This is a genomic window from Bacillus sp. es.034 (assembly GCF_002563655.1).
GTDB lineage: Bacteria > Bacillota > Bacilli > Bacillales > Bacillaceae_B > Rossellomorea.
Map to the genome: position 1 here is coordinate 2,133,262 of NZ_PDIY01000001.1, position 23,082 is coordinate 2,156,343.

The window sequence follows — 23,082 nt, forward strand, 5'->3', positions numbered from 1 at the left end:
TGCAAGGTCCGTCCCTCTCTATTATAGTGGTGGAAGATCAAATTTTCCTTCTTCGAATAGTTGTTTGAGCATGTGTTTCGTATAGCCGGCCGCTTGGGAGAACTGGATTTTGGCCGGCATTGGTGCTTCGTCGGCGTCGACTACGACGTCGATGATGCATGGTTTCTTTTGTTGGATCGCCTTTTGGAGTGAAGGCAGGATGTCCTCCGGGCGTTCGACGCGGTATCCGACTCCCCCGCAGGCTTCGGCGTATTTCGCGAAGTCGGGGTTCTGAAGGTTGGTGCCGAATTCAATATTCCCCATCACTTCCTGCTCGAATTTGATCATGGCGATTTTATGATTATTCAGGATCACGACGATGATGGGTAAGTCATATTTGACTGCCGTGACGAAGTCTGCCATTGTCATGGCGAAACCTCCGTCGCCACAAATCGCGAATACTTGTCGATCCGGATAGGCGATTTGACCGGCAATGGCACCAGGAAGACCACAGCCGAGGGTCGCAAGCCAGCTCGAAATGATGAAGGACTGATTGGTGATCGGGAAATGCCGCGCCATCCACACCGTTACGTTTCCGACGTCAACGGACAGGATCGCGTCGTCTGATGCGACTTCCTTAAGAGCATGAATTAGTCGCTGCGGTTTGAGAGGGACCGATCCATCCTCTTCTTGTGATTCTAAGTTATCCCACCATTTAACCGTACGCTCCTGATTTTTCTCCAGGAATGTTCGATCTTCTTGCCTTGAAACATGTTCAGTCAACCACTTAAGGGAAGTCCCGGCGTCCCCGGCAAGACCGACATCTACCGGATAGCGCTTCCCAATCTGGGAAGGATCAATGTCAATATGGATCGTCTTGGCACTGTCAGGCAGGAATCCGGTGAATGGGAATGAGGTCCCGATCATCAGGAGCATATCGGCTTCCTGCATCGCTTCATACGAAGGCTTTGTCCCGATCAGGCCGAGACCTCCCAAACAATACGGATGCTTATCAGGGATGACCCCTTTGCCTGGCAGGGTCAACACGATGGGTGCCCCCACTTTTTCAGCAAAAGATAATAGTGTTTCCCGGTGACCGTGAACGCCTTTTCCGGCAAGGATGATCGGTCGTTCCGCACCGTCGATGAGTTCTTTTGCCCGTTGCAAATCCTCAGGAAGAGGCGCGATGTCCTGCTTTACTGAAAAATGGGACGTCACACGTGCTTCTTTTCCGACTTCAAAACGGGGGATGTCATCCGGGATGGTCAGTACGGAAACCCCTTTTTTCGCATAGGCAGTCCGGATCGCCTGATTGACGACGGCAGGGAGCTGATCGGCGGACATGATGCGCTGATTATAAACGGCCACATCGTCAAACATCCGCTCAAGGTTCACTTCTTGAAAAGAGTCCGTCCCTAAAAGGTCCGTCTCCACTTGGCCAGTAATTGCCAACACCGGAGCTTTATCCAGCTTGGCATCATACAATCCATTTAGAAGGTGGATCGCCCCTGGACCGGCAATCGCCGTACATACGCCAAGTTTCCCCGTTAATTTTGCATAGGCGGCAGCGGCAAGTGCCCCTGCTTCCTCATGCCTGACTTGAATGAATTTGATTTTGTCCTGTTTTTTCCTCAGTGGTTCTATAATGGAATTGATGGAGTCCCCGGGCATCCCGTAAATATGGTCGACTCCCCATTCAATTAAGAGATCAATTAATTTTTCTCCAGCGTTTTGTTTGAACATTACATCGTCTCCTCTCGAAATTGGTTATTCCTATTTTGGTACAATACTTCCTAAATTACTCAATATTTCTATTCCGAGATGCACATACTGAAAAAAAGATCAGGAGTGATGAAAATGAAGAAGCTTGTGTTCCTTCGACACGGCGAGAGCCTCTATAATCTTGAAAACAGGTTCACCGGTTGGACAGATGTCGATTTAACCGATGACGGCTATACGGAAGCAAGAAAAGCAGGGGCGGTCCTGAAGAAACACGGGTTCATTTTCGATGTTGCCCATACATCAGTTTTGAAAAGGGCGATCCGGACGCTATGGATCGCTCTGCACGAAATGGACATGGTCTGGATTCCTGTGTATAAATCATGGAGATTAAATGAGCGGCACTACGGGGGTCTGCAGGGACTGGATAAAGATGAAGTGACGGAGCAATTCGGGGAAGAACAGGTTCATGAATGGAGGAGGTCTGCCGATATCCGGCCACCGGCCATTTCAGAAGAGGGCCATCGCGGCAACCTCTCCGATCCGAAATACGCTACCGTTGGCAAGGAGAATATGCCATTATCAGAAAGTCTCCTAGATACCGAAAAAAGGGCTCTGGTCTATTGGCATGAAGAGATTGTCCCGAGCATCCGGAGCAATAAGCGTGTCATCATCTCAGCACACGGAAACACACTCCGGGCCCTCGTGAAATTCCTTGACCATATCCCGGATGACGGGGTTGTCAGTCTCAATATACCGAATGGCATCCCACTCGTATATGAATTGGACGACGACTTGAAACCCATCAGGCATTATTATTTAGACGACGAGGGTGAAGTTCCGCATGATCGGATTCCGCGGCATATGGATTTGGAGGATAGGGAGAATTGGGATTGGATGGGGTGAGGGCAAGGGAAAAGGACCACAATGCATGGTCCTTTTTTTGCTGTTACCTATCCCTTTCCAACCTGTCCAGCCAATTCTGCACCAGAGAATCGAATACAACCTCCTGCTCAATCTGCACATTATGACCACCCATATCAAGCACTGCGAAGGTTGCCCTTGGATAGTTTTCGATTAGTCTCCAGGCATCCTGATATCCGACTACATGATCTTGCCGTCCTGTTACTATCAATGTTGGACAGTCAAGCGTATGTGTAAGCTCGAAGGTGAAGCCGTAGCCACCCTCCCTGATACTGTTTACAAATTCTTCATTTGTTTGTGTGGAAGGAAGCAGGATATCATCACGGAACCTATCCCATTCCCTCTGACCCTGCACAACTCCCATTGCGGAAAAAGCTTCTGCTTCCAGTGCAGAGAGATTCGATAGTATATCCGGATCCTTTTTCAATACGACCTGCTGCGGCAGTTCTCTTTTATCCGTATAGGGTATGACCATGGGTGCCAGAAGCATTAAGCCCCGAACTCGATCTTGTAGTGTCTCTACGATTCCTCTCGCCATATAGCCCCCATACGAATAACCACACACAATGAAAGCCTGATTGGGAATTAACTCGTCCAGTAGTGCCAGGACAGCTTCCAACATATCGTCTGAGTTCTTGATGGAAGGTTGTGCTTCCGATTTCCCCATTCCCGGCAGATCTATGTAAATCCTTTTCCATCCAGTACGGTTCTCGAAGTTCGGTTCCATTGCATGCATCATTGCCTGATGATCCAGCGTCCACCCATGCACCATTACGATGGGAAAGCCTTCTCCGATGATTTTATGGTAAATAGCCACGTAATTCCCCTCCTTTTAATCTATTAAAAGTATATGTTATTTTCTGGATTAATCAAAGGATACTTCCAATCAGCCTGTATTGAATACCGGAGAAAGCTGGGCGATCGCTCTTGTGGTGGAGGGGGCATTTTGGGTATATGGATGTAAAGTTGGTGATGTGGTTGTGATAGAGATTGCGAATAGATAGTGATGGAAGAGATATGCCTGTTCTAATCCTAATCCCTCATTTTAGACCTCAATATTTTTGTTTTTAGCTGTAGTGGGCTCTAAGACCTCCATCCTGCCCGATTATGTGATGATTCCTCTGTTAGGAAGCACTTTCCTGGAAGGATCATGCGACATTAGGGATGAATCATGCCAAATGGAAGATTATCGAGCGGGATGAGTTTTTTTCATGCGGGTATAGGATTTATCATGCGAGAATCCGGATAATCATGCCAGGATGTCGAATTTCCTTTATATGAACTTTCAGGAAGTAAAGCACATCCCCGGCATAATATCACTATCCTTTGACTTCATCAACCTGGATAAAATACGACCTCCTCAATATCACGAACCCACTCCTTAGCCTCAGTCCCATCCGTATTTCCAATCCATAGATCCCTTTTCGTATCAGTAAGGGATTTTCCCCTTAACCAAGCGAGTTTTCCAATGGAAGGGATATACTGAGGAGCATAGTCCCCATACCCTTTAGGAGGGCTCGTTATCTTCATTTGTTTATTCCCATCGATACTCAAGGTGTAAAGGACGGGCAACGGGTGCTTGCTAAAGTCGTTCGTCCACTCCTGTTCCTTGATCCTCGACACGACCAGTGATTTGTCAGTCATCCAATCAAAGTCAAGATCAGCGTAATCGGCAGGCGTGTAAGTTCCGGATGCAGGAATTTCTTTTACCTTCAAGTCCTTGTTTTTGAAGCCGAACACGATTCTTCCGCCGCCTGCGATATAGGCTAATGTATCTGTTGAAGGTGACCACTTGGGCTGTCCTACCTGCAAAATCATTTCGTCCAATACTTCGAAATTTACCCCTTCCTTATCAATCACACACACCATATCGCTGTCCATGGACCAGGAAGCGGTGGGAGACACGACAAACGAAATCCATTTGCCGCTCGGGGAATAGGTCAGCTGTTCTGCATTGACGGCAATCAGTTTGTTTTGTTCATTTGTCCCGATTTCTTTAGGTAGTGTGAAAAACGGCTCCACGCCTCCGAACAAAACAATATCCTCATAATTTTCGCCGACTTTTTTAATAAACAAAGTGGCACTTGACCATCCATCCGGGTTAAGGGTTCCTGATGAAGATAGAAGAAATCCACTGCCATCCGGTAGCCACGTGAAGTCACTGACCCCGGTGGCGATGTTGTAGAATCGGTTGAGGTCTGAAATATCTAAAATACCTCTGTCATTATAGGCCATATGGTTTTTATGGGGAGCCCATTCTGGTGAGGTACCGTTATAAGAAATTCGCTTCTTTTTACCGGTATGGAGATTGTAAGTCCATAGTTCTGACTGCCTTTCCGTTGCTGTCTCTACTTGATAGGCAAGGAGAGTGCCGTCCGTCGACCATTTGGGCTTAGAGCGTACATTCCCGGTATTCGTTAGTTGTTTTTCCTTTGCATCCACCAAGGTCCACACATTTCCTTCCCTGATAAAAGCGGCTTTCACTTGATCTACTGGGGCTGCGGATGTGGCTAATGGAAAAAGAAGAGAAAGGATGACGGTTAAGAGGATTGCTTTTTTCATTTGGTGAGTCTCCTTTTGGATTTATGGTCTTACTATTTTCTTGAATTGGTTTAATTATGTAGGGGGCCAATCAATGACTTCAATGCTAATATGAAAGTAAACGTATAAATGGATTTTTTTGCAATTTTTTGCGACCATTCAATTTGGGCGTCGTCTAAAGGTTGAAAGGGAGTACATGATGATAGGGGATTAAAAGTTGTTTATGGAGCAAAATGAAATGAGCAGAGAAGAGACGGTTGAATGGTTAATGGATGAGTATGGAAAGAAGGTTGTGCGACTTGCTTATACCTATTTAAAACAAGAGCAACTTGCCGAGGATGTGGCACAGGAAGTGTTTATCAGGTGTTATCAAAAGTTTGATACGTTTCGTCAAGAATCATCCTATCACACATGGATTTACTCCATAACAGTAAATCTGTGTAAGGATCGGTTGAAAAGCTGGAGTTTTAGAAATCTTGTGTTTAGTGACTTCTTTTCTTCAAGGGGGATTAGTGATCACACACCGGAGAGCAATTTACTTCACCTCGAAGCAAAAACAGAGCTATCCCAAAGTGTATTGGGTCTTCCCATCAAATATCGTGAAATCATGATTCTGTTTTACTATGAAGAATTAACGTATAAGGAGATTGAAGATTTGTTGGGGGTCAGCAGCCAAACAATCAAATCCAGATTACATAGGGGAAGAAACATGTTACGGAAGAAGCTTAAAGGAGGGGAGGGAAATGAGTAATATGTTGGATCAATTGAAAGAAGAATTGGACGAACATGTACTAAAAGATTTAGATTTCAGGGAGAGAAACAAAGCGGTGGTAAGGAAGCATTTTAAGAGTAATCGTGAGCCGAGTAGAGAAAAGAAGCACTTTGGTATAGGGTTGGTTTTAAGCTTCTGTTTTACAGTCTTGTTTTTAGGAGTCGCCGGCTATTTTATTATGGATCATTTGGGTTTATCAAAAGACGAAGGTCTTTCTCAAAAGAATGATAAATCGAATGAGATTCAAGAACATAAAGAGCATACTCACCCACAGCCAAAAGAGAACGATGATGTTATGACAAAAGAGGAAGTTCTCCATAAGTTATTTAATTCAGTCGATTATTTTGAGACAGCGGCTGGCGAATTCGAAGTATACGATTCGTATTACGATGGTTCTTCAAGCAAATCAACGGTTAAGTATAAGGTGAGTAATAAGGGTGTGATTGGTGGATACGAAAAGGTAATCGATTATCCGAATCCGAAGAATCCCCAATCGAAAGAGAAGATAAGTAAAACATATTATAACAAACACCATGTTTGGCACCTTGATTTAGACTCAATGGAATATGTGAAATTCGGAATAATGCCGGAAAAGAAAATACCAATCGTAAAGGCAGATGACATCTTCAAAATGGATCCAGACGATATTATTGAATCCGATACCATGAACATTTTTAGGGAAACCCCTCCAAACATGTTAGCGGGAATTTCACTTTATGCTTATTCATTCACCGCCAAATACTTAAGACCTGAAAATGAATGGTCAATAGATAAGCAAAATGAGAAACTATTGGGACATAATACGCTGGTCATCGCAGGTACGCTGGACGATAGCCTAGTCGATACCATGCACCCGGATGAAAAGGAATTTAGGATATGGGTGGATAAAGACACTGGAATCATCGTAAAAAAAGAGATATATAGTAATGCAGGGGAACTAGTCAGTTATTTACATCCAAAAAGCTTGGAGATTAATACAACATTTCACGAAAGTGAGTTTGAACCTGAACTTGACGGGTTTCACTCTTTTAGGGATGAGAGGGATAGAGAACTCCAAGTCATTGAACATGCTGATACCAAACGAAGTGAAGTAGAAGAAGTAATGGCCATTCAAAGGGAGACCATGCCGTTGTTTTATGAGTTTAAAGACCCGAAACTCTCCCCTTTTTCTGCAAGTATTGAAAAATACCGCAAGGATCTTCATGCTTATGTCGTCTACAGTTATGACAAGCCTGTAAATGAAGTTGGATCCGGATCTCGTTTGCTTTACACAAGAATTTATCCTAAGGACACATACCTCAGAAAAACAGGCGATTTTGTTAGGCCACTAGGCGAAGAAATCGATTCAATGAAAATGAACGGAATTCAATGGCATATGTTCAAAGTGGAAGGCACAGATGAGGTTCACGTAAAAGGAGAGAGCGGTGACTATTTGATTGAAATTGTCACGCAGAAAGTACCCAGCAGTGAATTGAAAAGATTGTTGGGTTCATTTAAGAAAGTAGAATAAATTTACTGGCGTATATCATGAGTTAAGGTATGCGTCTTTTCTATATGTTTCAATTTATCATGACCTTAGCGATAGCATTGGATTCTCAAGAAGGTTGTCACTCAGAAGTTAATTGGATTAAATGATGAGAGTTTGAATAGAAATTCTGGGGCTTTGTGGAAGGGGTTTCTATTTTGTGTTTTTTAAAAGGAATTATCCAATCTTTGATGAAATACTAAGTATATAGATTAATTTGTAGGAGGCAGATGAAAATGAATCGTACCGATCTACTCTTAAGAATGCTCGACACTACATACGACCAGGAAAGCTGGTATGCCCCGTTAAAACCAGCAATTGAAGGGCTCTCTGCAGAACAAGCTTGTTGGAAACCAGATGGAGAAGCGACGAAAACTATTTGGGGAAATGTGAACCATCTTACTTATTATAAAGAAAGACTGACGGCACAATTAGAAGGCCGTGAATGGAATCAACCTCTCGATGGCAATGACACTTTTTATCTTACGGAACAAATAAATGATGATAAGGAATGGGGAGCAGTCGTAGAGCGTGTTGAGACGGCTCATCGAGGCTTAAGAGAGGCGCTTAGTAAAACAACCGAGGCAAAGATTGAAGAGGATTCCCTTGAGGAAAAGCTTCTGGACATCATGCTTCACGATGCTTATCACACGGGGCAAATCATGCAATTGAGGAAGATGCAGGGCTCGTGGCCGTCGCAGCGGTGAATGAGATAAAGAATAGAAGCTGGAGATTGCAGGCTGATCTCCAGCTTTTTTTGTCTGTATTTATCGTTCCTTCGACGGTTCACTGAAATAATCTTCCTACTCTAAATAAGTCACCAACTCATCCAACGTCCCCAACGAATTCAATCCTCTATTCATCTGCTCTCTCATATCCACGATCCGACCTTGAAAGGAGGCGGCTTCATCCTGTTTTCGAGTATATGGACGATGGGGAAGTATCCGGTTGATTTGTATCCTCCGATGATAAAGTGGCTTCTTTATACCCTGGTTCCTGTTGGGATTGTGGCTGCGGTTCCGACGTATGCCCTTTTTCATGGAATATCATTGATTCAGTTGATGGGATTGTTGTTGTTGACTATTATCATCTCGGTTTTTACGAAGTTTTTGTGGATGAAGGGGTTGGGGAGGTATTCGAGTGCTACGTCTTGAAGTTAACTATTGTTAGGAATTAGAAATTAATGGATAATAGTTTCAGAGTATATTGAGCACAAGTTCAAGGAGTGGATTGATATTATTATTCAACCAATAACATTTCATATTCGAAATCTAACCTATACCATAAGATCAGCAAAAGTAGAAGATGCTCAGAAACTGTCAGAAGTCCGGCTGCAGGTAGATGGAGAGACGGAAAACATGGATAGGGAACGAGGAGAGGCGTACATAGATGAAGATGGCTTCATTCAAATCATCCAAGAAGATTCAGAGAGTCCGAGAAATCTCTTCCTCGTTTGTGAAGTCGGGGACAGGATTGCCGGTTTCTCCAGATGTGAGGGGACATCATTAAAACGTGTCGCTCATAAGGTGGAGTTCGGGGTATGCGTACTGCAGGAATTCTGGGGATACGGCATCGGGAAGAATCTATTAAAAGAGAGCATAAGCTGGGCAGATGAGAACGACATTAAGAAGATCACTTTGAATGTACTTGAAACCAATGAAAAAGCCATCACTCTTTATAAAAATAATGGTTTTGAAGTGGAAGGAGTATTAAAGAGTGATAAATTATTATCGGATGGACGTTACTACGATACTGTGGTGATGGGACGATTTCATCTGTAAGGGGTGGTTACTATGAATATGACAGATAAGCCAATGAAAAGGTATAGCCTTCTTTTATTTGACCTGGATGACACGTTGCTTGAAAATTCGTCCTGGTTTGACGATGGACTGGTTCAGGCTCTTGCGGAACATCCATTGACAAAGGGAATGGATGAACAACAATTTTTGAAGAAAATAAAACAACCTCCTAGATTACTAATCGATAAACTTGTAAGTGGTGAACTAACCACATTTGAATTTAAAAGAGAAAGATGGAAGAGTGCCCTTGATTCCTTTGAAGTGAAAGCAGAGGTTGAGGAAATTGATCAGCTTGAATCACTCTTTATTAACGCAAGTATGACCTTTATAACGGTTGACGAATACGTATTAAATTTAATAGATGAACTGACTAAGCATTATGAAGTTGGAATTGTTACGAACGGACTTTATGACCCTCAACAAAAGATAATCAATATGGGTTTAGGGGATGTATTCGGCCAAGATAAGATCATTCATGCAGAACCATTAGGTATTAGAAAGCCTGATTCCAGAATCTATACTACTGCTCTAGAAGCATTTAAGAAGAAACCTGAAGAGACGATATTCATAGGTGACTCGTGGACGCATGATGTAGTTGGTCCCATGGAAGCAGGAATGGAAGCGATATGGGTCAATTTCAGAGGGGAAGAAAAGCCAACGGATCATACTCCTTATGCAATTGTTTCTTCTATTGTGGAAATAAGAGATATTTTGTTGAGTAGCAGTTTGAGCAGTTCAAAAGGGGAAGAAGAAAGTTATGAATAAAACATTAAAAGAACAACTCCCGCACCTAGAAGAAAATCTATTAAAACCAGAAACTCGCTCATCCAAAACAGAGCTCACCCGGATTCTCGGAGAGGGATTTTTTGAAATTGGGAGTTCGGGTAAGATACTTTATCAAGATGAGGAGATTAGCGAAGAAGGTATTGGTGTAGTGAAGATGACAATGGATCACTTTGAAGTCCATCCATTATCTGATGAAATCGTATTGACTACATATAGAATTTTCAATGAGGAAACGCAACAACATTCGTTAAGAAGTTCGATTTGGAAATGGGCAGATGAAAGATGGCAAATGGTTTTTCATCAAGGTACCAGGGTTAGTTAGGATACTAAATTTTTCGTAGGGGTGAAGATATGCAAAGTGCAAAGCCTAGATTGGTTTTAAAGGTGGATGATCTGGAACGATCTCTTTCATTCTATCGTCATTTGTTTGGGTGGAGTGAGGAATGGAGAAAAGATACGATTGCACAATGGAGGCTTCCTAGTGGTGGGTCTGTTTTATTCACGGAAGAAAACCAAGAGGAATTCAAGAAATATACTGATGTCGCTTTTGTCAACCCTGATCCGGGCCTACGTTATCGATTCGATTGATCCCACTTTTATAAAGTGATAGTATCTCTTCGTCTGACATATACAACTCTTCCCAATGTGAAACGATATAGCCATCCGGATCCTTTACCATGATTAATTGACCAAACCCAGGATCTACATCCAGTTCAAAATCAACTTGTTCTTCCTCAAACTTTCGCTTCAGGTCCTCAATCTTCTCTCCCATAATATAAAACCTTTAAGTTTGCGCTCGCTGAAGACGGAAGAAATTATAAGAATAATCCTTACGACCCCAATCTATGGGAAACGGGAACGAATTACAAAGGACGATCAATTGAAACCGAGGTATCCCTTTTTAAATTGATACGGGAACACGTACTCAATCTTTGTGAGAGCTTACCGGACTCCCTCGATAGAAAAATTCAAACAGAAGACCAGGGTGAGCTGACCGTTAGAAAAATGATCAAGATGGTAGCGGGACATGCAAAAGGGCATCTTGAACAGATTGAAGAAACAAGAGACATTCATCACGTGTGATGAGAGAAGCTTATCAATCTCTAATGATAAGCTTCTTTTTTATAACTATATATTGAGTTGTTGTCAGTAAACTGGAATAATTGGAATTGTCAGTAATAAATCTGTTGTATCAGATTGATAAGTCAGCTCTTAGTGGATCGAGGAGGAAGTAGATGAAGTACAAAATCGTTTTCTTTGACATTGATGGAACGATTACACATCACGAAAATGGAAGCATACCAGATAAGACGAAAGACGTCATACATACACTAAAGAACAAAGGGTTCAAATTGGTGGCTGCAACGGGCAGGCCATTATCCATGTGCGAGGAGATAAAGGATTTAGGAATCGATACTTTCATCACAGCCAATGGCGGCTATGTTAAACATAACGAAAAAGTGATTCATCAAGTTCCCATGGACAGGAATCTGGTAAAAGAGATTGTGGATTTCGCCCATGACAAGCATGGCCTTTCTTTCTACACAGAAAGCTTCAGTATGAATGGAGTAGAGGAAGAAGAAATAGCCTGGGCATTGAAGGAAACGTTGTCGCTGGATGAATATCCTGAGAGGGACGATTTTATTGGGGAACAGGATGTCTACTTGATGTGTTTATTTGCCAGAGATGAAGTGGTGAAATCATATCAACAGAGGTTTCCTCATCTTACCTTCAGAAGGTGGCACCCATACGTTCTCAATGTGTTACAAGAAGATGTGTCAAAGTCATTAGCCATACAGAAAGTGTTGAATTACTATGATTTGCGTCCATCGGAAGCCATTGCTTTCGGTGACGGAGATAATGATGTGGATATGTTGGAATTGGCTGGCCTTGGGATTGCGATGGGAAATGGCAGTGACAGGTTGAAAAAGGTTGCGGATTATGTGACGAAAACATCTGGGGAAGATGGTATTACGTTTGCGTTGGAGAAATTTGAGGTTATTTAGTGTGGAAAAAATCAAGGTAAGGGGATGAGCACACGATGAAGAAAATACTTTTCTTAATTGGAACTATGCTTCTATTAGCAGGCTGCAACACCAAAGATTTCTCCTTCTCCGGAGATTCCGATCACTGGCATGCCGAACTAAACGTCAACCAGTCCAGTGATTTTGAAAAGAAGGATTTTGTCCTGAAGTATAAAGGGAAGGACAGTGATTCTGTGGGAGACGTTGCCTATGACGTAGAAGAAGTTGGTGGATTTGGCAGAACGGGAGTGACCCTTGAAAAGAATGGAGTCATCCGGGACAGTAGTGAATCAAATCCCACGAATGCCAAAATGAGTGAAGATACTGAGGTTAAGGTAACGGTGAAGTGGGATGATCAAGAGGAAACATTTACTCTAGAAAAAAATTAAAAAAAGGGTGGACTATATGTCAGAGAAAACGTTTCAAATGGGGTTGTGGTTGACAGCCGTACTGGGCTCGCTTGCCCTGTTTGTAGCAACAAAATTCATCTGGAAAGAAGCGAATGATGTACTTTTACTGGTTTATTTAGTCGTTGGGTTTCTGATGAATTTGGTTGTTTCGAAAATCAGAAGTATGAAGACTGGAGAAGCAAGACATATAGGGTGAATGATCTTGAATCAGGTTGAATGATCGTTATGGTACATGTCACAAGGAGGAAAAATAATGAACTACGTCAAAGATCTACGAAAACTTGTTGGCACCAGACCCTTAATTCTCCCCGGGGCTGTCGTCATCATCTTAAACGACCAACATGAAGTCCTACTGCAGCACCGGACAGACGGTGGCTGGGGGCTTCCGGGAGGATTGATGGAACTGGGTGAAAGTTTAGAGGAGACGGCAAGGAGAGAAGTGAAGGAAGAAACCGGTCTAGAGGTTGGGGAGCTGAAACTTGTAAATATCTTCTCTGGTAAGGACTATTATTTCAAAGTATCGAATGGGGATGAACTGTATTCCGTTACGGCTGTCTACGTCACCCGCGACGTAAAAGGAAAAATGGACATCGATGAAACCGAATCGGTTGAAGTCCAATTTTTCAAACTGAGTGAAATGCCGGGTGGATTAACGGATGAATATAAAAGCTATATTACTCCATACATAGATCAATTAAAGAAGGTGCAAGAATGAACGCTTCAGAAAGCATATTAAAAACATGGACAAAATTTAATGATTTTCCCATGGAAACGTTAACGAAAGTCTGGTTTTATCAGCAGGGGAGTGTAAAGAAGCAGCGGGATGTCTCTCTAATGCGTGAATATCGGGAACAATTCGGCATGTCGGGGAATTGTTTCGATCTCGCCCTCTGGTTACTGGATGAATTTAAAAGGGATGGTGTCGAGGCGTATCCCGTCGGTCATAACCTGAATTCGGAAGAGGCTCATGCGGCCGTCATTGCTTTGAATGAAAAAGGGGAACGATTTTTGTGTGACCTGGGTGATCAGTGGTTAAATCCTATTTTAATAGATACGAAGAGTCCCGATTATACCAACGAAAAGTTAAGTGGTTTCTTTCCTGCTGCAGGGGTGCAGGTTCAAGCTCATCCATCAGGAACTGAAATTCTGTACCATCGTCCTAATGGAAAAGTATCCAAACAAGTTTTCCAGACTGAACGAATTGAGATGGATACCTTCTTGAAGGCTGCAGAGCATTCTCAACATATGATAAAGAACCATCCATTATTGGAGTGCAGAATCCCGTACCAATCCGAAACGGCGCATTGGGAGTTTTATAATTGGGAGAGCTTTCTGAGTACGACAGAAGGATTAATAAAAGATTCGAAGCTTGAGACGGTGTCCGAATGGGCTGAAAGGATTCATGGGAAAACGGGCTACAACAAAGCAATTCTAACCGAGATAGTAGAGCATTATAAAAGCATACAAGTTTGAAAGGAATCATGACTATGAAAACAACCGCATACGTGACACTAAGGGAATTGACGCTGGACGATGCAGAAGACCGCTACCATTGGTGCCTGGACCAAGAAGTGACCAAACACTTAAACATGCCAGAAAAATATCCTCCCTTCAGCCTGGAAGAAACCCGTGCCTGGATCGACATGTGCATCAACAAAACCAATGGGTATGAACAAAAGGCGATCATGACGGATGAGGGCAAACATATCGGTTGGATTGATTTAAAAAACATAGACCGGTTAAATAAACATGCGGAACTCGGGATCGCCATTGGGGATAAAACATACTGGGGCAAAGGATACGGATTAGCTGCCATGCGTGAAATGCTTCTGTGGGGATTCAAGGAACTCGGGCTGAACAAGATTTGGCTCAGGGTAGAGATCGATAATGAGAAAGCCATTAAATCGTACAGAAATGGGATATGTGGAAGAAGGCATTTTAAGGCAGGATCGATTGAGAAACGGAGAGTTCGTCGACCGACTGCGGATGAGTATTCTCAGGGAGGAATTTGTCTATGAAACAGAAGTTAAATGAGTTTATTGAAATTGCCAGAAAGCTAAATGGGATGGGAGTTACACCTCTACTAATGGGCTCGGTGGGATTGGAAGTGGTCACCGGCAGGAGCTGGGATGCACAGGACCTGGACATTCATGTGCCTGGCGATAAGAGGGGATGGGAAGTGCCTGCAGAAACATCCATACATAACTGGAGTGATATTGTAGAGCTCATGAATACCATGGGCTATGCGCTGATCGATTTGCATGAACATGAATTTTCGAAAGATGGACTATCCGTGGAGTTCGGAATCATCGATACGCTGCCGGAATTTGCTGGAGTTCGTATGGAAGATTTAAAGATTCATCGAATGGGAGAAGTGACCTATTATTTGTTGAATCAGGAACAATATTTGCGTGTCTATGAAGCGTCATCTAAAGACAGCTATCGGGCAGATCAGAATAATCATAAGGATTTGGGGAAGATCGAGTTTTTGAAACATGTAAACTCTCATAGAGAAGCAAACTCATAAACCATATATGTTACAGTGAATATAAACCAAGTGGAGGTGTAATTATGTATTTCTTGATTTTTCTGGGAATCGTCATCTTATATTTTGCCATTCGCATTTTCATCGGTTCAAGGAAAATGAAGTTTTATGGAGACAGTATAAAAAAGAATTCGTCAGACCCAAGAGACGAAGCTTATCAAAAGGCGGCTCAACATACTCAACAAGCCACGAATGCCAATAATCAAACAGGTGGCGGTGGTGGGCCTTCAGCTTAATTTCTTGAACAGAAAGTGAGATGTTACCCATGAGAAGCCTGCCGCTCTCCCTCTTTCTCGTATTCGTTTTGATCGTTGGCTGTAGTCATATTGATATTGAGCACAATAAAGGCTTGGAGAAGTCCATATATTCGATGGTTAAAGATCGAAATAACAGGGAAATTGAGGTCAATTCAATAACGGATTTCAAATGGGACAAGGCTTACCTGTTTGAACCCTATTCACCTGAAGAACATATTGAAAAGCAGCTGGGGGTTGAATATGAAGACCCAAGCAATATCAGTAGTAGAGATGATATCTACTTACTTGTTTTTCTACATGAGGGTAAAGTGGTTCAATATGCAGAAATATATCGTCAAAAAGCTGATTTCACACTTGGGGATAAAGAGTATCTGTCTCCTTCTGAGGATGTATTGAATGTGGAAAGGCATTAAATTAGCAGGCTCTTATTAATTATATTTAATAAACGAATGGGACCTTCTTCGATTAGAAGTTCCCATGATTGTGTCCAAGAGTTTACTGATTCAATTTTTCCAACAATCCACCAACATCCATATTTCGAATGGAGACAATCTTCCCGTCTTCGTTTAGATTTATTCTGGCCGCGACGGTCGCCGTGCTCGGTTCACCATTCTTACTGTATTCCACATCCACCCTACAATCATAGGCAAGGTCTGAATCCTTTATAATTTCAATGTTTGTCGGCTTCATCAGATAGCCATATTCAAAAGCCATGCGCTGATAAAACAAGATATAATTCTTATTCATCATATCTTCCCAATCCATCACAAGAGGCTCATAGTTCTCATCTACATACTCATTTAATTCTGGTGGGAAGGCACCATCTTGTTTAAAAGCGGCTGAAAGTTCATCATCTGGTCCAGTGAATTCGTTATTCAAAAAGGTTTGGATGGTTTTCACATTCTCATCACTTTCCTTATGTGCACTGCATCCTGCGACTAAGGTCAAGAGTGACGTTAAGATTAATAATTTCATAACCAGGTTCTTCATCTGCTAAATCACCTCTTATTAGTGTATACGAATAGTAATGGGAAATGTTTCAATTTTAGATTGAGTCTTTTTCCGGGTTCTCGATAGAATCTAACAGTAAGAACAAGTTTGTTATCTAACGAAACCAATGCCGATAATAAACATAACTATTCTTGTTTTAGAACGACCCTCGCAAGCCGTCTCCAAAATTCATTAACCGAGCCATGGTTGAGATTCAGCATTGATGACCTGATCGAGTCTATGCCTGATGCTATGTTAAAAGAAGACAGCGGAATGAAATTCGGTGAAGACGGATCGGTCCGCCCAGGTACAGAATTTCAAGAACTGGAATCGGCATGGATGTACGGTATTGGAGAGATAGCACGAAGAGGAGCCAGGATCATCATCGACGATATTTTCCTGAATGGAGTGGAAGCCCGCAAACGATGGGAAGGTTGCTTGGAAGGATTGCAGGTGCTGTGGGTTGGCGTCTTCTGTGATCCGGTTGTCGCTGCTGCACGTGAGAAAGAAAGAGGAGACCGCATTGAAGGGATGGCAGTATCACAGGCTTTTATCGTGCACAAAGGTATGAATTATGATGTGACGGTGGATACATCCAAGTCATCGGCTGAGGAATGTATTCGATTGATTAAACAAAAAGTGTAAGTTTAATATCTTATTTTTTCTTGGAGGAAAATTCATGAATCATGTAACAAAAGGTATCGTATTTGTATTAGCAGGAATTTTATTCTTATTATTATCATTTATTCTCCCGCTCCCAACGCCGTGGTGGGCTGTCATCCTTAGTGCGAGTATTATTCTAAACTGCGCAGGGACTGCATTTCTTATAAGATTTATTCAGGAATCTGGTCAGAAGGAGAAGGAGTTGGAATAGAAAGTTCTATGAAAAACAGCAGAAGTTATCTGGCATTCTTTTTATTTTAGAATACAAAAAAATAGCTTACCAACAACACTGGTAAGCCGCTACAAATAAGGAATTTTTCGATTTACAATAAGGGGTCCTGCCTTAAACCACTATCTTCAAGATGAAGAATAATTTCAGTATACTATTTATTTCAGGTTAGTAAAGGTGATATGCCTAGATGAATATTTTTTTCTTAATGTGTTGATCAGAATTAGTTATTCTACGATTGGAAATATAAGTGATTCAGTGGAGGTAGGAAATGATTATAAGAAAACGAAACAAGGATGAAGAACTTCCCCTGGAGTTGCTTCTTCTGGCAGATCCTTCAGAGACCATTGTGAAGGAATATACCGCCAGAGGAGAATGCTTTGTAGCGGAGTTCGAAAAGAAAATCGTTGGCGTTTACGTCTTACTGCCAACAAGACCGGAAACCATCGAGCTAGTGAATGTGGCGGTTGCAGAAGAGCTACATGGGAGAGGGATTGGTAAACAGCTGGTGATGGATGCCGTAAAGGTGGCCAAGGAGAAAGGGTACAAGACCATTGAAGTTGGGACCGGGAATTCAGGCGTTGGCCAATTGGCCCTTTATCAAAAATGTGGATTCAGGATCGTTGGAGTGGATTTGGACTTCTTCGTCAGACATTATCCTAAGGAAATTTACGAAAATGGCATTCAGTGCAGGGATATGGTTCGGTTGTCACAGGATTTATAAGAAGAGACCCCTTCCGAGTTGGAAAGGGTCTCTTTCAATTTATTTAAGGGATCAATAATATCTTCCCTGTGCTTTTCCTGCTTTCTAAATACTCATGCGCTTTTGCACCCTCGCTTAAAGGAAAGACAGTTGGTTCAGAAACCTTCAATTTCCCTTCCTGGATCCAACCGAACAATTCGTGGGAACGGTTCACCCGTTCTTCGTGAGACGTTAATACATTCCATAAATCCCCGCCGGTCAGGGTTTTCGAGGTGTCCATCAGCATCCGTGGATCAACTGAAACAGGATCGCCTCCCGCCATTCCGAAGAATACGACCGTCCCTCCGATGCGGGTGGATTCAAAACTGTCCATTAACGTTGAACCAACTGATTCATATACGACGTCCACACCGTTGCCACCTGTCACTTCTTGGACTTGCTCCTTCCAGTCTTCACTGTATAAAAACATATGGTCCGCTCCAACCGCAAGCGCTGCCTGTCTTTTTTCTTCCGTTGAAGTTAACCCGATGACTGTGCCGCCTAATATCTTGATGATCTGGACAAGCAACTGCCCGACTCCGCCTGCAGCTGCATGGACTAAAACGGTGTCCCCACTCTTGATACTATAGCTGTCTTTCGTTAAGTAATGAGCTGTAAGTCCTTGTAACAAAAGGGATGCAGCCGTTTCATACGAGATGTCATCCGGCAATGGGATGGCTTTATCCTTTGGCACGGCCACCATTTCCGCATTCGCATAAGGTACATCGGCAAAAGCGATGCGGTCCCCAACAGCCAATCCCTGCACGTTGTTCCAAACCTTTTTGACGACGCCTGCTCCTTCATATCCACAAATGTACGGTGGCTCTCCTGCTAAGTGATAATTCCCTTTTCTTCTATATACATCGGCGAAATTAAGGCCGATTGCATTCATTTCCACTAACATTTCATCCGGGCCCAATTGGGGAGAATCAATCTCCTGATAGTGGAGGACATCCGGTCCGCCGAACTTTTCAAATACAAGTGCTTTCATTATGTACTCTCCTCTTTAACATCATTCTCTTTTAGTGTAACCAGTTGTTTGGTTTTTGACTAGGGAAGAGCTTATCTTTCAGACTCATGGGTACTTCCAAGTGCCTATGCCACTTCAAAGTGCGTTCTTCCCAAAAAGTTAGCTAGCCCTCATAATTCAATTTAGCTTTTCAAACAGTACCTGCCTATTTTCATCGAAGAGGTTTGAAAGGAATATAGGCACTTGGGAGTCCCTAGGTTACAAAAAAGTACCTACATGACTTTAAAGTGCGTACTTCTCATAAATGATTGTACCCATTATCATATGTGTACAGAGAAACGGAAGGCGCCTTCGTTTTCTCATTTCAATTAAAAAATTTTAGGAGGAAGTTACGTTATGAGTTCAACTTCAGCTACTATACATCAGTCAAAAACGAAAGGCGGCACGCCGGCGTTACTTGCTCTTGCCATCAGTGCCTTTGGAATCGGGACAACAGAGTTTGTTCCCGTTGGATTATTATCATCGATTGCCGATGATTTGTCGATATCGATCACACTCGCAGGATTATTGATTTCAGGTTATGCCATTGGAGTCGCCATCGGGGCACCGGTATTAACCGCACTAACAAGTAAGATGAGCAGAAAAACACTGCTTATGTCCTTGATGCTATTATTCATTTTAGGAAACTCGGTAGCAGCCATGTCCACAAGCTTTGGACTGTTGCTCGTAGCCCGTTTTATCACAGCATTTTCACACGGGATTTTCTTCTCGATAGGATCGACGATTGCGGCCGATCTAGTGCCTGCCCATAAGCGGGCCAGTGCGATTGCCTTTATGTTCACAGGATTAACGGTTGCAACCGTTACAGGAGTACCACTCGGAACCTTCATCGGACAGGCATTCGGATGGAGAGCCACATTCTGGGGAGTAGCTCTTCTCGGTGTAGTAGGGATCATTGCCAGTTCCATTCTTGTCCCAAAAAATTTGAAAGAATCACCACCCGCTAAATTTAGCGAACAGTTAAAGATTCTAACGAACGGTCGATTATTATTAGCTTTTGCCATCACAGCACTTGGATACGGCGGAACGTTTGTCGCGTTCACTTATTTAACACCTTTATTGCAAGACGTAACAGGATTCAGTGCCAAATGGGTGAGTATCATCCTTCTAGTGTACGGAATTGCTGTTGCTATCGGAAATGTCGTCGGAGGAAAAGCATCCAATAAAAATCCATTAAAAGCGTTATTCTGGATGTTTGCTATGCAGGCCATCATTCTAGTAATTCTTACATTTGCAGCACCATTTAAAGTGGCAGGTCTCATCGCGATCTTCCTAATGGGATTATTCGCCTTCATGAACGTGCCGGGACTGCAGATCCTTGTGGTGAACCTGGCTGAGAAATACGTTCCTTCAGCAGTCAATGTAGCATCTGCTTTGAATATCGCCGCGTTTAACGTCGGGATTGCCATTGGTTCTTTCGTCGGAGGACTCATTGTGGATGAGGTTGGTTTGATTCATACGCCGTGGATCGGTGCCATTATGGTGGCTGGGGCGGTTCTGTTGACCGCATGGCTGCGAGGAATTGAACGGAAGACAGTCGGTTGAGATTGTTTCTTATTTCTCAGGGATTCGCGAAAAATGAAATTAACCATCCAGAACACGGTCTCCAATTTAAAACGTTAAAAGAAATCCAGCCTTTTCATTGGTATGAAGCCTATAGAAAGTAAATGTAAGGAACATTTCAAAAATACGAAATGTTCCTTTTTTTAATGCTATAATATGGTTGGATAAAAAAGGGAGTTGTCATCGTGGAGTTAATATCGGTACCAGTACTCTTTATTGCATTATTCATTTTAATCATACATAGCATTGAAACACTTGCTTATGCGGTCAGATTATCCGGGGCAAGGGTGAAGTTGATTGCCTCAGGTCTTTCCCTGTTCAATATGATGGTGATTGTTTCAAGGATGTCGAATATGATGCAGCAGCCTTTTACAGGTGGGCTCACCGATGCTGCACCTGCGGGCCGGAAATTAGAAGTGGTAGAAGAACAGTTCAGGGTGCTGATCGGTGCCTCGACTTTAGGTACTCTCCTGGGGATCGTGTTGCTCCCTACGTTTGTTGCATTGTTTTCAAGGGGGATTATCCACCTATCCGAGCAAGGAGGATCTGTACCGAGGTTAATTAAGCTTGGGTTTAAGAATGATCTTTATAAAAGAGGAATGAACCATTTTGCTAAACCAGGAAGAAGATATTTGACCGGAATCAATTTCAGGAGGATTCCAAAAAGGTTGTTTTTCATCAATATGGTCATTACGGCAGTGTACACGATTGGCGTTCTTTCAGCGCTATATGCTGCGCTTCTCGTACCAGATCGACCAGGCAGTGCCACAATGGCCTCGGGATTGATCAATGGCGTCGCAACGATCTTATTGACGCTGTTTATTGATCCAAAGATTTCCGTTCTGGCTGATGATGTGGCAAATGGGAAGGGGAATTACCATGAGTTGAAGGGTCTTTCCATCATGATGGTCATCTCCAGGCTGTTCGGGACACTGCTCGCTCAACTGATCTTTATTCCCGGTGCTTATTATATTGCCTGGATGACTCAGTTTTTTGTAATGAAGTAAGGAGGGATTTTTTTGTCTGGAAGTACATTTTTTTATGCAATGGCAATACTTATTCTTCTTTTTTTGATTCCTTATCTAATTATCAGGGACCTGAAAAAAGGAAGGAGACTCTCTGCCATATTTACCTCTCACGTCATGCTGTTGATCTTGCTCTTTGTGGCATTAGGTGAAGTGTTGAAAGTGTTTCTGTCTGAATCCTCGATTGCGTATTACAATCAGGTGTTTTTTCTTGGAATCATAGTACTGATCGTTTTGCCTCTGATCCTGCTATTCTTTTACACTTTGAAAAACGATAGTAAGAAGTGGAAGGATCCTAATGAATATAAGTACCAGTGGCTTTTTAAATTCAGATACTTATTAATGGCTACTGTGGGTGCATTATTCCTCGGGGCAATGTTTCGGTTTTACCAAATTTTTATGGTTCTGTTTTAACGATGGGTGTTTGCAAAAAAACTTATAGGTGTTTTCAGGAAAAGGGGTACTAGATATAGAGTTTATTAGGGGGGAAATAGATGGGAAATCAAAAATGGCTGTGGATGCTTGGGATTATCTTCTTTCTTCTCACAGGATGTCAGGAAACCGATCAAGCCGCACAACCTGTTGACGAAGATGATTCTGAACTGAATGCGGATGTAGTGAACGTGCATGGTGGGATTTCAGGATTGGATAAAATGGAGAACTATTTTCAGCAGGTAAAGAAGCAGAAAAAAGGAGATTTGAGAGTCGTATCCTACACGATTGAGGGAGATCCCATACTCACGGATTTAGTTTACGATGGGAACCACATCAATGTGACATTTGACCATACAAGAGACCAGTATGGTAATGGCGAGGTAAAGTCCTTTCAATGCGGAAAACTGAAACGGGAAGAGAATCCTACCAATTTGTCCTATTATCTGACAGATTGTGATGGGGTAAAGGGTGAAACCTGGGGGGTTCTCGAGACTTCTTATGATGTAAAGCGCCAGGATGTGTTTGAAGTGGAGTTAAGGTACGGTCCCAAAGAAGGAGAAAAACAAACGATTCAAGTGAATGATGAGGATAAGCAGGAGGTCTATAAGCAGTTGGTGTTGGCGAATTATCTAAACTCCAAGCCTACGAGTGATGAGTGCCCTAAAGGAAAACAAGCGGACAACTATCTGATGAAAGTGAAGATAAATGGAGGAGGCCGCACGCTTAATTGGAATGCCTGCGGTTCTCATGAAAGCTCTAAACCGTTCACTGATATTGCTGAATACATTATTTATGCATCCAAACATCCCACAAAAACCAGTGAAAATGTCGTCTACGGTTACATTTTGGAGGTGAAGGAAAATCAGATCTTGATTGGAGAAGATTTGACGGCTCCTGATTTAGTGTCCCTGGAAAAAGTAAAAGGGGAAGATTTAGCGAATTTAAACGGTACCTTTTTATATGTAGAAACGGAAGACGCCCAAGAATTTTCAAAGGGAGACAAAATTGTCATGAAGATCGATGAAGTGCTGGAGGAAGGCTCTCCCGGCAGGGTCAGGGCAAGTGATATTCAAACGATAACGGAATAGATATGATTAATGATTGAACTTTAAATGAAACTCGAA

At 42.6% G+C, this 23,082-nt stretch carries 30 protein-coding genes and 2 pseudogenes; 26 read left to right on the forward strand and 6 right to left on the reverse strand.

All coding sequences use genetic code 11. The annotated features are described in order from the left end of the window. Positions 1–21: 21 nt before the first annotated feature. On the reverse strand, positions 22–1,722 hold the full coding sequence (locus ATG71_RS10820) for a pyruvate oxidase (RefSeq protein ID WP_098439613.1): 1,701 nt from the start codon (positions 1,720–1,722) through the stop codon (positions 22–24). Positions 1,723–1,836: 114 nt separating this feature from the next. Here ATG71_RS10820 and gpmA point away from each other — a divergent pair, with 114 nt between their 5' ends. Continuing rightward, positions 1,837–2,604 carry a 2,3-diphosphoglycerate-dependent phosphoglycerate mutase gene (gpmA, locus tag ATG71_RS10825; RefSeq protein WP_098439614.1) on the forward strand — a complete coding sequence of 256 codons (768 nt, stop codon included), beginning with the start codon at positions 1,837–1,839 and terminating at the stop codon, positions 2,602–2,604. Between the two features lie 43 nt (positions 2,605–2,647). Here the strand turns inward: gpmA and ATG71_RS10830 are convergent, their stop codons facing one another. Together ATG71_RS10830 and ATG71_RS10835 are read right to left on the reverse strand one after the other, a co-directional pair. After that, complete coding sequence (locus ATG71_RS10830; RefSeq protein WP_098439615.1) at positions 2,648–3,439, reverse strand: alpha/beta fold hydrolase; 792 nt, start codon at positions 3,437–3,439, stop codon at positions 2,648–2,650. Positions 3,440–3,957: 518 nt separating this feature from the next. Beyond that, positions 3,958–5,184 (reverse strand): TolB-like translocation protein, encoded by a 1,227-nt coding sequence (locus ATG71_RS10835; RefSeq protein WP_098439616.1) that lies wholly within the window; start codon positions 5,182–5,184, stop codon positions 3,958–3,960. 202 nt (positions 5,185–5,386) lie between these two features. Here ATG71_RS10835 and ATG71_RS10840 point away from each other — a divergent pair, with 202 nt between their 5' ends. From ATG71_RS10840 to ATG71_RS23995, 8 genes are all read left to right on the forward strand, one after another. Then, on the forward strand, positions 5,387–5,914 hold the full coding sequence (locus ATG71_RS10840; protein WP_286163131.1) for a sigma-70 family RNA polymerase sigma factor: 528 nt from the start codon (positions 5,387–5,389) through the stop codon (positions 5,912–5,914). A gap of 1 nt (position 5,915) precedes the next feature. Beyond that, positions 5,916–7,445 (forward strand): hypothetical protein, encoded by a 1,530-nt coding sequence (locus tag ATG71_RS10845; RefSeq protein WP_142953472.1) that lies wholly within the window; start codon positions 5,916–5,918, stop codon positions 7,443–7,445. 251 nt (positions 7,446–7,696) lie between these two features. Then, positions 7,697–8,167 (forward strand): DinB family protein, encoded by a 471-nt coding sequence (locus tag ATG71_RS10850; RefSeq protein WP_098439618.1) that lies wholly within the window; start codon positions 7,697–7,699, stop codon positions 8,165–8,167. A 183-nt stretch (positions 8,168–8,350) separates the two neighbouring features. Further along, on the forward strand, positions 8,351–8,614 hold the full coding sequence (locus ATG71_RS23990) for an ABC-2 family transporter protein (protein WP_353616279.1): 264 nt from the start codon (positions 8,351–8,353) through the stop codon (positions 8,612–8,614). A gap of 81 nt (positions 8,615–8,695) precedes the next feature. Beyond that, on the forward strand, positions 8,696–9,241 hold the full coding sequence (locus ATG71_RS10860) for a GNAT family N-acetyltransferase (protein WP_098439620.1): 546 nt from the start codon (positions 8,696–8,698) through the stop codon (positions 9,239–9,241). Positions 9,242–9,253: 12 nt separating this feature from the next. After that, complete coding sequence (locus ATG71_RS10865) at positions 9,254–10,024, forward strand: HAD family hydrolase (RefSeq protein ID WP_286162984.1); 771 nt, start codon at positions 9,254–9,256, stop codon at positions 10,022–10,024. Next, positions 10,017–10,367 carry a nuclear transport factor 2 family protein gene (locus ATG71_RS10870; RefSeq protein WP_098439621.1) on the forward strand — a complete coding sequence of 117 codons (351 nt, stop codon included), beginning with the start codon at positions 10,017–10,019 and terminating at the stop codon, positions 10,365–10,367. Before ATG71_RS10865 ends, ATG71_RS10870 begins: the two co-directional genes overlap by 8 nt. 29 nt (positions 10,368–10,396) lie before the next feature. Further along, on the forward strand, positions 10,397–10,633 hold the full coding sequence (locus tag ATG71_RS23995) for a VOC family protein (protein WP_142953473.1): 237 nt from the start codon (positions 10,397–10,399) through the stop codon (positions 10,631–10,633). On the opposite strand, the gene ATG71_RS10875 is transcribed toward ATG71_RS23995, so the two are convergent. Beyond that, positions 10,596–10,817 (reverse strand): hypothetical protein, encoded by a 222-nt coding sequence (locus ATG71_RS10875; protein WP_098439622.1) that lies wholly within the window; start codon positions 10,815–10,817, stop codon positions 10,596–10,598. The genes ATG71_RS23995 and ATG71_RS10875 overlap by 38 nt on opposite strands. 68 nt (positions 10,818–10,885) lie before the next feature. On the opposite strand from ATG71_RS10875, the pseudogene ATG71_RS24000 reads away from it, so the two are divergent. From ATG71_RS24000 to ATG71_RS10920, 10 genes and pseudogenes are all read left to right on the forward strand, one after another. Beyond that, positions 10,886–11,128: pseudogene (locus ATG71_RS24000) on the forward strand (DinB family protein); the annotation flags it as partial. Between the two features lie 152 nt (positions 11,129–11,280). After that, entirely contained in the window at positions 11,281–12,051 is a 771-nt protein-coding gene (locus ATG71_RS10880) for a Cof-type HAD-IIB family hydrolase (RefSeq protein WP_098439623.1), read from the forward strand. A gap of 35 nt (positions 12,052–12,086) precedes the next feature. Continuing rightward, on the forward strand, positions 12,087–12,458 hold the full coding sequence (locus ATG71_RS10885) for a membrane lipoprotein lipid attachment site-containing protein (RefSeq protein WP_098439624.1): 372 nt from the start codon (positions 12,087–12,089) through the stop codon (positions 12,456–12,458). 16 nt (positions 12,459–12,474) lie between these two features. After that, positions 12,475–12,675: a hypothetical protein gene (locus tag ATG71_RS10890; protein ID WP_098439625.1), complete on the forward strand. Its 201-nt coding sequence runs from the start codon at positions 12,475–12,477 to the stop codon at positions 12,673–12,675. A 57-nt stretch (positions 12,676–12,732) separates the two neighbouring features. Further along, positions 12,733–13,194 (forward strand): NUDIX hydrolase, encoded by a 462-nt coding sequence (locus ATG71_RS10895; RefSeq protein ID WP_098439626.1) that lies wholly within the window; start codon positions 12,733–12,735, stop codon positions 13,192–13,194. Next, positions 13,191–13,952 carry a hypothetical protein gene (locus ATG71_RS10900; RefSeq protein WP_098439627.1) on the forward strand — a complete coding sequence of 254 codons (762 nt, stop codon included), beginning with the start codon at positions 13,191–13,193 and terminating at the stop codon, positions 13,950–13,952. The genes ATG71_RS10895 and ATG71_RS10900 overlap by 4 nt, the downstream gene beginning before the upstream one ends. Positions 13,953–13,966: 14 nt before the next feature. Further along, positions 13,967–14,513, forward strand: a pseudogene (locus ATG71_RS10905) (GNAT family N-acetyltransferase). Beyond that, positions 14,494–15,006: a phosphoribosylanthranilate isomerase gene (locus ATG71_RS10910; RefSeq protein ID WP_098439628.1), complete on the forward strand. Its 513-nt coding sequence runs from the start codon at positions 14,494–14,496 to the stop codon at positions 15,004–15,006. The pseudogene ATG71_RS10905 and the gene ATG71_RS10910 overlap by 20 nt, the downstream one beginning before the upstream one ends. Positions 15,007–15,050: 44 nt before the next feature. Continuing rightward, complete coding sequence (locus ATG71_RS10915) at positions 15,051–15,260, forward strand: hypothetical protein (RefSeq protein ID WP_098439629.1); 210 nt, start codon at positions 15,051–15,053, stop codon at positions 15,258–15,260. A 29-nt stretch (positions 15,261–15,289) separates the two neighbouring features. Continuing rightward, positions 15,290–15,694, forward strand: a complete 405-nt coding sequence (locus ATG71_RS10920; protein ID WP_098441796.1) for a hypothetical protein — start codon at positions 15,290–15,292, stop codon at positions 15,692–15,694. An 82-nt stretch (positions 15,695–15,776) separates the two neighbouring features. On the opposite strand, the gene ATG71_RS10925 is transcribed toward ATG71_RS10920, so the two are convergent. Continuing rightward, positions 15,777–16,271, reverse strand: a complete 495-nt coding sequence (locus ATG71_RS10925; RefSeq protein WP_098439630.1) for a hypothetical protein — start codon at positions 16,269–16,271, stop codon at positions 15,777–15,779. Between the two features lie 108 nt (positions 16,272–16,379). On the opposite strand from ATG71_RS10925, the gene ATG71_RS10930 reads away from it, so the two are divergent. The 3 genes from ATG71_RS10930 (at position 16,380) to ATG71_RS10940 (ending at position 17,887) form a co-directional block, all read left to right on the forward strand. After that, positions 16,380–16,916 carry a chloramphenicol phosphotransferase CPT family protein gene (locus ATG71_RS10930; protein WP_098439631.1) on the forward strand — a complete coding sequence of 179 codons (537 nt, stop codon included), beginning with the start codon at positions 16,380–16,382 and terminating at the stop codon, positions 16,914–16,916. A gap of 34 nt (positions 16,917–16,950) precedes the next feature. Further along, positions 16,951–17,145, forward strand: a complete 195-nt coding sequence (locus ATG71_RS10935) for a hypothetical protein (protein ID WP_098439632.1) — start codon at positions 16,951–16,953, stop codon at positions 17,143–17,145. Positions 17,146–17,434: 289 nt separating this feature from the next. Next, a complete protein-coding gene (locus tag ATG71_RS10940; RefSeq protein WP_098439633.1) occupies positions 17,435–17,887 on the forward strand; it encodes a GNAT family N-acetyltransferase in 453 nt (150 codons plus the stop codon). 43 nt (positions 17,888–17,930) lie between these two features. On the opposite strand, the gene ATG71_RS10945 is transcribed toward ATG71_RS10940, so the two are convergent. After that, positions 17,931–18,896, reverse strand: coding sequence for a quinone oxidoreductase family protein (locus ATG71_RS10945; protein ID WP_098439634.1), 966 nt, complete (start codon positions 18,894–18,896; stop codon positions 17,931–17,933). A gap of 375 nt (positions 18,897–19,271) precedes the next feature. Between ATG71_RS10945 and ATG71_RS10950 the strand changes: the two genes are divergently transcribed. From ATG71_RS10950 to ATG71_RS10965, 4 genes are all read left to right on the forward strand, one after another. Continuing rightward, positions 19,272–20,480, forward strand: a complete 1,209-nt coding sequence (locus ATG71_RS10950) for an MFS transporter (protein ID WP_098439635.1) — start codon at positions 19,272–19,274, stop codon at positions 20,478–20,480. A 203-nt stretch (positions 20,481–20,683) separates the two neighbouring features. Beyond that, on the forward strand, positions 20,684–21,505 hold the full coding sequence (locus ATG71_RS10955) for a lipid II flippase Amj family protein (RefSeq protein ID WP_098439636.1): 822 nt from the start codon (positions 20,684–20,686) through the stop codon (positions 21,503–21,505). Positions 21,506–21,517: 12 nt separating this feature from the next. Beyond that, complete coding sequence (locus ATG71_RS10960) at positions 21,518–21,937, forward strand: hypothetical protein (RefSeq protein ID WP_098439637.1); 420 nt, start codon at positions 21,518–21,520, stop codon at positions 21,935–21,937. 80 nt (positions 21,938–22,017) lie between these two features. Further along, positions 22,018–23,046, forward strand: a complete 1,029-nt coding sequence (locus ATG71_RS10965) for a DUF4362 domain-containing protein (RefSeq protein ID WP_098439638.1) — start codon at positions 22,018–22,020, stop codon at positions 23,044–23,046. Positions 23,047–23,082 lie beyond the last annotated feature (36 nt).